10 protein-coding genes are annotated in these 12,386 nt (G+C 63.2%); 2 read left to right on the top strand and 8 right to left on the bottom strand.

From position 1 onward, the window contains the following. Positions 1 to 9 precede the first annotated feature (9 nt). Positions 10 to 1,284, bottom strand: a complete 1,275-nt coding sequence (locus ACV229_RS03235) for a CaiB/BaiF CoA transferase family protein (protein ID WP_448081685.1) — start codon at positions 1,282 to 1,284, stop codon at positions 10 to 12. Further along, positions 1,281 to 2,264 (bottom strand): hydroxymethylglutaryl-CoA lyase, encoded by a 984-nt coding sequence (locus tag ACV229_RS03240; RefSeq protein ID WP_448081686.1) that lies wholly within the window; start codon positions 2,262 to 2,264, stop codon positions 1,281 to 1,283. The genes ACV229_RS03235 and ACV229_RS03240 overlap by 4 nt, the downstream gene beginning before the upstream one ends. Positions 2,265 to 2,433: 169 nt before the next feature. Between ACV229_RS03240 and ACV229_RS03245 the strand changes: the two genes are divergently transcribed. Further along, positions 2,434 to 3,252, top strand: a complete 819-nt coding sequence (locus tag ACV229_RS03245) for an IclR family transcriptional regulator (protein ID WP_448081687.1) — start codon at positions 2,434 to 2,436, stop codon at positions 3,250 to 3,252. A gap of 156 nt (positions 3,253 to 3,408) precedes the next feature. On the opposite strand, the gene ACV229_RS03250 is transcribed toward ACV229_RS03245, so the two are convergent. Together ACV229_RS03250 and ACV229_RS03255 are read right to left on the bottom strand one after the other, a co-directional pair. Beyond that, positions 3,409 to 4,500: a porin gene (locus tag ACV229_RS03250; protein ID WP_448081688.1), complete on the bottom strand. Its 1,092-nt coding sequence runs from the start codon at positions 4,498 to 4,500 to the stop codon at positions 3,409 to 3,411. A gap of 143 nt (positions 4,501 to 4,643) precedes the next feature. Further along, the gene (locus ACV229_RS03255) at positions 4,644 to 6,059 is read right to left on the bottom strand and encodes a carboxylesterase/lipase family protein (RefSeq protein ID WP_448081689.1); all 1,416 of its coding nucleotides are present in this window, start codon (positions 6,057 to 6,059) and stop codon (positions 4,644 to 4,646) included. Between the two features lie 197 nt (positions 6,060 to 6,256). On the opposite strand from ACV229_RS03255, the gene ACV229_RS03260 reads away from it, so the two are divergent. Further along, the gene (locus ACV229_RS03260; protein ID WP_448081690.1) at positions 6,257 to 7,189 is read left to right on the top strand and encodes a LysR family transcriptional regulator; all 933 of its coding nucleotides are present in this window, start codon (positions 6,257 to 6,259) and stop codon (positions 7,187 to 7,189) included. Positions 7,190 to 7,222: 33 nt separating this feature from the next. Here the strand turns inward: ACV229_RS03260 and ACV229_RS03265 are convergent, their stop codons facing one another. From ACV229_RS03265 to ACV229_RS03280, 4 genes are all read right to left on the bottom strand, one after another. Then, the gene (locus ACV229_RS03265; protein ID WP_448081691.1) at positions 7,223 to 8,146 is read right to left on the bottom strand and encodes an ADP-ribosylglycohydrolase family protein; all 924 of its coding nucleotides are present in this window, start codon (positions 8,144 to 8,146) and stop codon (positions 7,223 to 7,225) included. A gap of 18 nt (positions 8,147 to 8,164) precedes the next feature. After that, on the bottom strand, positions 8,165 to 8,776 hold the full coding sequence (locus ACV229_RS03270) for a LysE family translocator (RefSeq protein ID WP_448081692.1): 612 nt from the start codon (positions 8,774 to 8,776) through the stop codon (positions 8,165 to 8,167). A 121-nt stretch (positions 8,777 to 8,897) separates the two neighbouring features. Next, positions 8,898 to 9,209, bottom strand: a complete 312-nt coding sequence (locus ACV229_RS03275; protein WP_448081693.1) for a hypothetical protein — start codon at positions 9,207 to 9,209, stop codon at positions 8,898 to 8,900. 460 nt (positions 9,210 to 9,669) lie between these two features. Next, entirely contained in the window at positions 9,670 to 12,120 is a 2,451-nt protein-coding gene (locus ACV229_RS03280) for a bifunctional diguanylate cyclase/phosphodiesterase (protein ID WP_448081694.1), read from the bottom strand. Positions 12,121 to 12,386 lie beyond the last annotated feature (266 nt).

Here is a 12,386-nt window from a genome sequence, read left to right on the forward strand (position 1 = left end):
TTTCAGGTGTCAGGCGCTGGCGAGTTCGTTGGCCGAGGGGCTCGATGCATCGCCAGGCTGTCGCTCCCGACACCCGACGACGCCCGCTTCGGTCAGCTGTCTGACTTCTTCAGGCGTGTAACCGAGCTGCATGAGCAGCGCGCGCGTGTCCTGGCCCAGGGACGGAGGCGCAGCGCGCAGTTGCAAGCGCTGCCCGTCAAGCGTCAACGGCAGCAGCGCTGTCTTCGTGGAGACGGGTTGGCCGGCACCACTGGCGTCGGGCGGCAGCGTCACATCGGCAAGCCCGCCGGTTGCGAGCAGATGTGGATCGTCGAACAGGTCCTGCGGTTTGGTAATCGGCGCGTACGGCAATCCGCAGCGTTCGAAGATGGCGCTGATCTCGGCTGCGGTGAACGATTCCATGTGCTGGCGAAGCTGCGGCAGCAGCCAGTCGCGCGCCTGCACCCGCTGATTGTTGGTCGCGATGCGCTCGTTCGCCTTCAGCGCCGACAGGCCGAACGCGTCACAGAAGATCGCCCATTGCGTGTCGGACACGACCGCCAGGAAAATCTGCTCGCCGTTCCTGACCGAAAACACGTCGTAGACGGCCCATGCGGAGATCCGGCTGGGCATCGGTGCGGCAGCTTGTCCGGTCACGGCGAACTGCATCATGTGTTGCGCGACGAGAAACACGTTGTTCTCGAATAGCGCGCTTTGAACCTCCTGGCCGCGTCCGGTGCGCTCGCGTTGAGCGAGCGCCGCCATCGCGCCGATTGCGCCGAACATGCCGCCCATGATGTCGTTGACGCTCGTGCCGGCCCGCAATGGACGCCCTTCCGGTCCCGTCATGTACGCGAGGCCGCCCATCATCTGCACGACCTCGTCGAGCGCGGTACGGTGATCGTACGGACCGGGCAGAAATCCCTTGTGGGACACATAGACGAGACGCGGATTGAGCCTGGAAAGCGCGGCATAGCCGAGGCCCAGCCTGTCCATCGTGCCGCTCTTGAAGTTTTCGCTGAAGACGTCTGCACCGGCAAGCAGCTTGTGCACGATCTCGACCCCGCGCGCGTCCTTCACATCGACGGCGATACTCTTCTTGTTCCGGTTGAAGGTGCTGAAGAAACCGGCGCCGGACCCGCGAAGCGTGCGCGTGCTGTCGCCGGCGATCGGTTCGACCTTGATCACCTCCGCTCCCAGATCAGCCAGGACCATGCCGCATGTCGGGCCCATCACCATGTGCGTCATCTCGACAACGCGCACGCCGCTGTACGGCAGAGATTGATTCGCGTGCACTTCGCTCATTGCGCGACTCCCAGCAGACAGCCTTCCGGTTGCGGCGCGCTCGGTACGCGCCCGTCCGAATAGGTGAATCCCTTGGGCAGCCCGGCATCCTGCACATGCCCGTACAAAGCCTCACCCGGCAACGCGTCGGCCAGAATCGCGCGCGCAGCGACGAGCTTGTCGATGTCCACGCCCGTGTCGTAGCCCATCGCTTCCAGCAGGAACGCCAGGTCTTCCGTGACGATGTTTCCGGTAGCGCCCGGCGCATACGGACAGCCGCCAAGACCCGCCTGGCTCGAATCGATCGTCGTGACGCCAACGTCAAGCGCGGCAACGACATTGGCCAGCCCCTGACCGCGCGTGTTATGAAAGTGCGCGCCGCCCGCCTTGTCCCCAAGCTCGGACTGCAATCGGCGGAACAGGCGGCGAACCTGCGCAGGGTTCGCGTATCCGCTCGTATCGGACAGGCCGATCTCGTCCACGCCGCACTCGGCCATCGCCACGCACATGCGCATCGTCTCGTCGTCGGTGACCGCGCCGGCAATCGTGCAGCCGAATGCGACCGACACGCCCGCTTCGATCTGCACGCCGGGAAACTGCGCGTTGCGCAACGTGACGATGTTGCGAACCTCGTCGATCATCTGCGCCGTCGTTTTGCGGACATTGGCCATCGCGTGTTCGTCGGTCACCGAGACGGGCAGCGTCACCTTGTGCACACCGGCTTCGAAGGCGCCCTGCGAACCACGCAGGTTCGGCGCGAGCACCGCCACATGCAGCCCCGGAATCGACAGCGCATGCGCGACGACGTCACGGATGTCCGCCATTTGCGGCAGCAACTTCGGTGGAACGAACGAGCCCACCTCGATCTCTTTCAGCCCGGCGGCCGCCAGCGCCGAAATCCATCGCAGCTTCGCCGCTGTCGGCATCACGCGCTTGATGCTTTGCAGGCCATCGCGCGGGCCGACTTCGCTGATCAATACCCTTGGATTGGACGTGTTCACCCTTCACTCCTAAGTTCTATCTGCCAGACCTGCGTTCTATGGAAGAGAACTATAGGCCGGCAACCCGGTGTGATTAAGACGGGTAAACCCCGGAAATCTGCAAATAATAGAACTTGAGTTCTATCAGACGGAACTGTAGAGTGACGGTTACGACAAATGAGGAGAAAACGTGCCTATCAATGCGCTCTCGCCGACGGAGTCGTCGGCCGACGCCTCGGAGACGTCCAGCGGCGTTGCGGTCCTGGATCGCGCGTTTGCGATTCTCAACGCATTCGGGCCGAGCGACGACCGGCTGACGCTGACGGAGCTCTCGCGCCGCACCGGCTTGTACAAGAGCACGGTCCTGCGCCTGCTCGGCGCTTTGGAGCACGGCGGATTCATACGGAAGCTGAATGACGGGCAGTACGCGATCGGCCATCAACCCCTGCGTCTCGCATCGCTTTACCAGCGATCCTTTCAAGTCGGTCCGGTTGTCGAACCCATCCTTCAGCAGTTGAGTCGAGACCTGGGCGAGACCGCATCTTTCTACGTGCGGCAGGGAGACCAACGGTTGGTGCTCTACCGCGTGGAACCGTCAAGGAGCGTGAGGGTCGCGATACGTGTCGGCGAGGAATTCGCGATCGACAAGGGCGCGTCCGGCAAGGTACTGCTCGCATTCACTGAATCGTCGGACCCGCGCTGGGATGACGTGCGCGCACGACTCTGGGCGGTCTCATACGGTGAACGCGATCCTGAAACAACGTCGGCATCGGTGCCGGTGTTCGATTCGACCGGTCAACTCGTGGGCGCTCTGACGCTTTCCGGGCCCAAAGGCAGATTCGATGTTCCAGACACCATCAACATTGCGCTGAAGGCATTGCTCGACAGCGCGAAGCGCGCGACAGCCGCCTTGGGCGGCACGGGGGCGCGATACGACGCGAGCCTCGCCGAATTCGCCGAGGCCGACTCCGTTGAAATCAACCGTCGGGATGCCGACGGCGGTGGCTGACGCCGCCGGCCGACGGCAAATGGACGTGACGACGGTCGGGCATCTCCGGGGCGGCGAGATGCGCCATCGCATCACGCCTACACAAGCCGACTTGAATCGAAGCGCGCGGCGAACCACGCATGCAACATCGCGCCGCCGCCTCTGCGCAGGACCGTCTCAGAATCTTTGCTGCAATCCGACCGTGATCCCGAGCTGGTTTGCGCCCGTCGCGACCGTGCCGCCGGCCGCCACCGCGTTCGCGGCTTGCGCGCCGTTGAACATGGTCCCGACGGACGCGTACACCATCGTGCGCTTCGAGAACAGGTAATTCGCACGTCCGACGAGCAGCGTCGAACTCGCGTCCTTCCTCCCCTCCGACCCGCGCTGAAGATAGCGCACGCCTTGTGCGTCGAAGAACAATGCAGGCGTGACGAAGTAAGTCGCGCCGGCAAAGAAGATGTCCGTCTGCAGATGGGTCGCGGCGGCCAGGTTGTTCCTGATCCAGCCGATGCCGATCTTCGTCGAACCGAACATCACGTAGCCGTCGACGATGTTGTGCGTATCGGTGTATGCGCTGTTGTTCAGCGGCGCCGAAGCACCCGAGCCGCCGCGCAGCACGTCGTAAGACGCCGCCACGCCGAAGCTCGCCGAATCGTAGGCGACGAGCGCCGTATATTGCCGGCACGCAAGCATGTTGCCCGGCACCTGCCCCGGACAGTTGGTGGCCGCCGGCCCGGCGGGGCCGGCGGCATCGCGGCCGAAACTGTATGTCCCGCCGATCGTCAAGCCGCCGAACTTGCCGAGATAGCCGATCGCGTTGTCGCTGCGCGCGTTCGGCAGATATGCGTCGAAGACGCTCAGCGAATGAATCGACGGGCCGATCACATCCGCGTTTATCAGCGCGTACATCGTCATGCCGAGCTGCCTGCCGAACGTGAGCGCGCCATAGTCGCTCCTGATGCCGACGTTCGCCTGAATGCCGAACAGGCGACCGCCGTAATTCAACGTGCCGTTCGTCGGCTGAAAGCCGTCTTCCAGCACGAAGAACGTCTTGAAGCCTCCACCCAGGTCCTCCGTGCCTCTCAAGCCCCAACGGGATGGCAGTCTCCCGGTCAGTGACGCCATGCCGATCGACGTACCGCCGTTGGCGGTCGCATGGTTGTAGTAGGAAATTCCGGTATCGATGATGCCGTACAGCGTGACGCTGCTCTGACCGTGCGCAAGCCCCGTCGCCGCGGCCAGCAAGGCGACACTCCACTTCAATTTCATGACGGTCATATCTCCAGTCTGGCGGCTCGTGGCCTTGTTGTCGGATTCGGATTTTTAATCTGCAATCCTGATTGTTTATTCGAATCGTCGTCCGATCAGCCATCGTCCCGTCAATCACGGGACGACAGCGGATCACCGACGCGTCAGTCGAAATGCATCAACTCGCCGTCTTCGCCGCGGAACGCCCTCCACGGCGGCACCCCCGGTCCATTTGGATTCCCGGATTCCACGAAGTTGAGGAAATGGGCCTGGATCCGGGCCGACAATGCGCGGCTGCGCTGCTCGTCGATTCCGTCGAGCATCGGCGCGTCGACCCAGTTGTCGAAGTTGCCGAAGAAGAACGGCAGCTCGAAGCAATGGCCAGCGCCCACGTTCGGTTGCCTCGACTGGAAATCGAAGCGATAGGCAAATACGTCGCTTGCCGCTTCGGCCATTCCCTTCGCGAATCGGCGGGCCGGTCCGGCGAACAGTTTTTCGGAACGCAACGCCACCAGCGCAGCATACGGCCGGTGATCGAATCGGCCGTCGGCGGCGCTTTCATATCGCGTCGCCCCGTTGTCGCCGAACTCGAGATCGTACGTGTTGCGCGCCTGCTCCTCCGTCACCGCCAGGACATTCGGGCTGCTCGCAAAGAAGCTGCCTGCCTCATCGTGCGTCCATCCGATGAAGATCGGCTTCCCCGCAAAGCGGGCCTGCGCGGCCGCGCCGGGATCGGCCGGCACGCCGTCGCGCGCGACGGGCATGAAGGCGATCGGAACCTCGGCAAATTTCGCCGAGGCGACAACCGCCCTGGTCTGCTCCTGCAGGATGCGCTCCACGGGCAGGGTGAGCAGCGCCTCGCCGGTGGGCGCGATACCCGTGTTCTCGCACATGCGCACTGCCGTTGCATGCGCTTTCGCCGGGTCCATCGGCTGAAGACCGGGGTAGCTGAGCATGGCGATCGCTTTGACATGCCGATGCGTCGTGGGCATCGCGGCCAGCAGTTGCGCGTACCAGGCGCCCGCCGACTGGCCTGCCGCCACGATCGAATCCGGATCGCCTCCGAAGTTCGCAATGTTCTGCCTGACCCACCGCAGCGCGCACTCGAGATCCGACACGGAAAGATTGCCCGTCGAAATGCCGTCCATGCAGAGATTGCCGAGCACGCCGAGACGATAGTTCATCGTCACGACCACCGCGCGACCGAGACGCGCGATCGATTCGCCGGAGTAGCAAGGCAGCGTGCCGCCGGTCATGAAGCCCCCGCCGTGGATCCAGAATACGACCGGCAGCCGGCCCGCCAGGCCCGGCGTGAAGACGTTCAGCCTGAACGCATCCTCGGACTGCTCGATGCCCCGGCAAGTCGGCCCCATCACGAAATCCAGCCGGCTGGGCATCTGCGGAAAGACCGGCCCGGGTCGAGTACAATCGCGCAGACCGGTCCAGCGCGCCGGCTCCGCGGCAGGCTTGAAACGGCCGCCATTCGACGCATAGGGAATATCGTAGAACGTGTGAACACGTTCGTGAGTCACGCCTTCGAGCATGCCCTGCTCGCATTGGGCAAGTATGGTGCCCTTCATGCCGCCCTCCTTCATTCTGTGCGGTGTTTCGTCACAATCCACAATCGGCCGGATCCCGGCCGGTCGTTTCCCGGTGCCGCCGTCGTCCCCGGCGGGCCCCAAGTTTTCCGGCAACCATGAGGTTACGGATCGCCTGCGGAAAGAAAACGGAATTCTTCACCGCCCCCTCATGACCAAAATTCAACCCGGGCTGGATCATGAACGCATTGCATCAACGCCTGAAGCTCCGGCACATCACCGTGGTCGTCGAGATCGCGAGGCTCGGCAGCCTGCAAAAGGCGGCCGAAGCGCAGAATGTCAGCCAGTCGGCGATATCCAAGACGTTGGCAGAGATCGAGGCGATCGTCGGCGCGCAGCTGTTCGAACGCACGCCGAGCGGCATGCGTCCGACGATCTACGGCGAAACCCTCGTGCGCCATGGCTATCTGATCGCCAGCGACGTCCAGCGGGCCGAGGCGGAACTCGACGCATTGCTGAGCGGCGATGTCGGCAATCTGTCGATCGGGATATTCGCTCCGCTCGCATGGTGGGGGGCGCTTTCCGATTGCGTGAACGACTTCCGGAGCACATGGCCGCGCATGCGGCTCACCCTTCGCGAAGGTCCGATGGAAGTGTTGCTCGAGTGGCTCGACCAGGATGTCGTCGATGTCGTCATCGGCCGGACGGCGAGCGGATTCGGCAGCGAGCTGTACAAGCTCGACATGCTGAAGCATGACATGCCCGTTTTTCTCGCCCGGCACGGACATCCGGCCACCCTGGAGCCGATGACGCTCCTGGACCTGCTGGCGTTTCCGTGGGTACTCCCCGCCCAGCCGAACATCGTCAGGCAGCAGCTCGAGTTTGCGGCCCGCGACATGGGGCTGCGACTCCCGTCCGAGGTGGTGTCGTCGCAGGTATCGCCACTGGTCTTCCGGATGGCGAGCCAGAGCGATACGCTCGTCCTGTCGTCGCAATGTATCGCGGAAGAGCTATGCGAACGGTATCGCCTGCAGCCTGTGCAGTGCGAATTGCCGCTGCACATCGGTCCTTTGGTCGCGATTACGCGTAACGACAAGCCCGCCACGCATGCATCCGCGGCCTTTCTTCGCGACCTTGAAACCCTGCTCGGCCCCTGCCCGCCGCCGGCGTGAGTCCGAAACGGACGCGGCGCGCGTTCCCGCCGTTCAAATCCGGGCCAGCCGATCCTCGACGATCTCACTCCCGCGCAGCGCCGCGAGCCAGCGCGCCGGTATCGCGTCTTCGCCATACAGCGCGCCGGCAAGGCCGCCTGCGATGGCAGCCGTCGTATCCGTATCGTTGCCGAGCGAGACCGCGCGTTTCACGCAGTCTTCGTAACTGCGCGTCGACAGCACGCAATGGATGGCCGACCAGAAACTGTCGACGACATAGCCGGACCCTTGCGGCGCATCGAAGCGGCCGTCGAGCACGACCTTCAGCTCGGCTTCTTCCGTCGTGCCGGCATGCCGCGCCAGCAGCTCGTCCTCCGCCGTCCGCACGGCATCGGCCGCGGACAGGCCGTCAAGGATGCCCATCGCTGTCAAACAGTAGAGCGCGCAACAGAGCTGCGCGCGTACGTGCCCGTGCGTCACCAGGCTTTGCTTGCATGCCAGGCGGATCGCGTCGTCCCGCGACGATGCCACCATCACCACGGGAAAGCATCGCATCAGCGACCCGTTGCCGTTGTCGCGCTCGTCGCCAGGACCGGCAACCGCCGGGGCGGCGCCTGACGCCAGCGCATGAAATGCCCTCTGGGTCTGCAGCCCGACATCGAAGACATTGCCGTCCGGTGTGAACGCGCCTCGATGAAACCAGTTCAGCAGGTTCGCGGCGAACGTGTCGAGGTTCAGCGCTCGATCGCTCAACAGCGCATCCAGCAGCGCAAGTGCCTGGGCGCCGTCGTCGCTCCACGTGCCGGGCGGCACGCCGTCGTGAGCGCGATCAAAGCCCGGCGGCGGCGTCATGTCGATCTCGGCGGGTGACGGGATCGATGCGACGCCGTGGAATTCGTACGGAACGCCCAGCGCGTCGCCGACCAGCACGCCATGCAGGCCGCCACGCAGGCGGGTTCGGCGGGAAATGGTCATCATCGGGTCATCATCGGGTCGTCATCGCCCGGCGAGCATCCGGCCGCCGACACCCATCAACAGCAGGCCCGCCGTCGTATCGAGCACGGCCTTGCGCCGAACCAGGATGCCGCGCACGACCGAATGCGACGCAAGCAGCGCCATCGCGCAGTACCACGTGCATGAAATGACGATCGCGATGCCGACGACCGCGATGTTGAGCCCCATCGGCGCATGGGCGGGCACCATCAGCGCGAAGATGCTGCCGTAGAACGCAACGGACTTGGGGCTGGTCATGCTGACGACATAGCCCTTCTTCGCGGCGGTCCAATTGGAGGCGACGGCCCGGGCTGCAACGGGCAACGGCCGGCGCGCGCCCAGGATCATTTTGGCGCCGAGCCAGATCAGGTACGTGGCGCCGGCCAGCCGAAGGACGGTCTCGATCCAGGTCACGTGCGTGACGATCAGGCTCAGCCCGGCGATCGCGATCGATGCCCAGGTGCCGGACGCGGCAGCCAGTCCGACACCGGTCATCAGGCCCGCGCGTCGCGATGCGACCGCCGTCGACGTGACGATCACGAAATTCGGTCCGGGACTGGCGACACTCAGCAGCAGGACGCCGGCAAGCGCAAGCAAGGTGTTGACTTCGTTCATCGTGTGACCTCGGAGACAGGCTGGACGCGTATTCGATGGGCGCGACGGATAGGTCCTCCATCTTACCCGAGCATGTCGAATCGCATTCCAGCCCTTCCCCTCGCATCACGGGGAGCGCTCGTCAGATTCGCGCGACGCGGTCCTCATCCGATCTCGCCGAGCGCTTCGCGATGAAGTCGTTCACGTCCAGCCGCAACGTATCCGATCCGGCTTTCGAGCGTTTTCGGAGTGCCTCTCTCAAGATGCACTCCACGTTCATGTAAAAGTGATCCAGCTGCACCGCGTCGGTCGCATCGCGACCGAGATCGAAAATTGCCCGGAGGGTGTCGCGCGAAATGTGGAAGCGCTGCTGACCTCGCCCCATCCGAACCTGAAACACAACGCCGTCGCTGTTGTGTGGCACCGCCGCCCATATGAGCGAAGTGCGATCCATAGATCCTCCGATCAAGCCTGGTATTGATGTCACGGTTTCGACATTTTCATGGTCGCACAAGCTCGGCGGGCACAATGGTTTTTCAAAAATGTGACATGCGAAGTGCTGCATCGATACAACAACACCGCATATTGCGACGCAGCAATCTCTCTCCTAGACTGAACTTGTCGTGGCTCGCATCTTGACGCCTCTCAGCCGGAAACCGTGATGCCAGCACAGGTCCCGCCCGCTTCGTCACCGCTCGCCCTGCACGTGTTCGAACAGGACGGCGGATGGCACTGGGGAATTACCGTTCCTCGCGCTCAGGGGAGCGGGTTCAAGTTGATCGCATTCAGCCGGGAAGAATTCGCGACGGAAGAACAAGCCCGGTGCGATGGGGCACGCGCGCTGGAAGTCACGTCCCGGACCAGCGTCGCATGACGCCGTCTCGTCAGCGAATTCGACTCCTGGATCTACGGCGTCATCGAGCGCAATCGGATGCACTGGAAGGAACGGGCTCGCCATCATGACGCAGGCCCGTCGGTGCGTCGCACTCGCTTGCCTGCGCGTTCGGGCTTCTCGTGGCAATGTGAATGGAGCCTGATTCGCTTGCCGGGGTCCGCTGCCGATGCGCTTCCACCCACAGCGCAAAGTCTCCCGGCGGGAGCGGCGGCGCGTAAAGATACCCCTGTTGCGTGAGGCAGCCGTGCTTGTGCAGAAAGTCGCGCTGCGCTCGCGTTTCCACGCCCTCGGCAATGACCGTCAGCTGCAGCATGTTGCCGATGTTGATCACGGTCTGCGCCAGGGATTCGGCCATTGCATCGCCGCCTATGCCCTGCACGAAGCTTCTGTCGATTTTCAGTTCCTTGACCGGGAATCGGTGGAGATAGCTCAGGGACGAGTAGCCCGTACCGAAGTCATCGATCGACAGCGCGATTCCAAGCGCATGTATCGCATTGAGCGACGTGCGAATGTCATCGACCGACTCGTCGAACATGACGCGTTCGGTCATCTCCAGGATCAGGTCTGCAGGATCCAGGCCATGCGCCTGCAGGGTGCGGGCGACAAACGCGGGGTAATCCGGACGCTTGAAGTCTGCGGCACAGACATTCACCGATATCGTGGGTACGTCGATGCCCCGGCCCCGCCACTCGGCAAGCTGGCGGCAGGCCTCGCCGAGCACCCATGCATCCATCTCCGCGATCAGGCCGCTCTCCTCCGCTATGGCGATGAATCGATCCGGCGGAATGAATCCTTGTTTGTCGTTGTACCAGCTGACGAGGGCCTCGGCACCGCGCAGCGCCCCCGTCACATCGATCTTGGGCTGGTAGAGCACACCGAGTGCATTTGCTCGCAACGCGCGTTGCAGCGCGATTTCCAGTTCCAGATGTTCCTTGGCTTCACGCTCATACTCGGGCGCGTAGAAATGCACCTGGTTACGTCCCGCATTCTTCGCCTGGTACATGGCCAGGTCCGCGTTTCGCAGCAGGGTATCGCTGTCCTGTCCGTCGTGCGGATAGATCGAGATGCCGATGCTGGCACTGATCGTGATGCCCGCGTCATGCTTCGAATTGGTGACGATCGGCTCATACACCGCTTGCAGCATGCGTGTGGCGATGTGGGTGGCCCTGCGTACGTCGCAGTCTTGCAATATGGCGAGAAACTCGTCTCCGCCGAGGCGGCCGATCAGGTCCTCCCCGCGGACATGATCCCGGAGGCGTCTTGCGATTTCGCTCAACACCTCGTCACCGGCGGCATGCCCCTGCGTGTCATTGACGCGCTTGAAACGGTCCAGATCGATGAACATTGTCGCGAAACTCGACGAATTCCGGCTGGCGTCCGTCAGGACACGGTGTGCTTCTCTCTGCAGTTGCGTCCTGTTGGGCAAGCCCGTCAGCGAGTCGAACCAGGCCAGCCTTTGCAATTGGCGCTCCATCGCCAGTCGCTTGCGCAGCTGTGCGCTGAACATCAGGCACAACATGATGAGGAGCGCGTCGACAATCGCCGTGACGATGCCGATGGCAATCGCCCGCTTGCGCCAGCCTGCGTAGATATCCTCGGTCGCAAAGCCGACGACGACGACCAGCGGGTAGCTGCCGATCCGCCTGAAGCTGTACAGGCGCTCGATGTGGTCCAGCACCGCGATGTCGATATAGGTTCCGTGATCGGATTGCACGAGTGGCGGAAACGAATGCCCGCCGGCGAGCGAACTGCCGATGTCCTTCTTGCGGTACGGTTGCCGCATCAGCACCGTCCCGTCGGTGCGCAGCAGCGTAATGGTCCCGTGCTGACCGAGTATCGAATCTTCGAACAGCTGGTGGAAATAGCTGAGCTGGAGCGTACTGGCAACCACGCCTGCGAATTGGCCGTTCTCGTCCTCGAGCCGCCGGCTCAACGCGATCTGCGGCTGTTCCCGGTCACCCACGCGCGGCAGGAAGGGCTTGCTGAGATACAAGCCGGCATCCTTTTGCTGTCGTTGAATCTGAAAGTAGTCGCGGTCGCTCACATTGAACTTGCGCGGCGGAACCGCATGGGCGTCGAGAATGATATTGCCGGTTGCATCGGTCGCAAATAACGAGCCCAGATCCTTGGCATTGCTGGCCGTGCTGAATGCGGCAAGCTGCCGGATTTCCGGCGGGAGATGAAAGATGCGGGGCGTCTCGATGCTCGTCACGACATCGCGCATCGCGAGTTGATAGATGTCGAGATTGCGCTCGGTCTCCTTTTGCAGGGAGATCACGAGGTTTCGTGTCGCGTCGCGCGCCTGCGCCATCGCGTCCAGTCTCATCTGGTACAACGAGACTGCCGTGACAGCGGTGGTGGCGAGCGTGATGCCAATTCCAGCAAAAATGAACAGGGCCGGTTTCGCGAGAAAGGAACTTGCGATTCGCATCATATCTTCCGGATTGCTTGGGACGACCCAGTCGTACATGCCAACGCAGACAGCGCCTCGTTGGCACGGGCTCACCCGTTCGACCGAATGACGTGCTGAACCTGCGAGCCCGATACTGCCTGCATAAGCGGGAAGACAAGCGTCAATACAGGTGAAAGCGGGCCTGTCACGCGATCGGACGACACTTCAGGCAGGTATATCGGCACGGATCGGGAAACCTTTACCCCGGCCCGGCCGACGGCTGCCCGCCGGGCAAGTCCTTGTTCCGTGGCGCGCGATGACTGGCGGATGTCTTTCGCATTCCG

The sequence above is a fragment of the Burkholderia sp. MR1-5-21 genome (assembly GCF_053427715.1).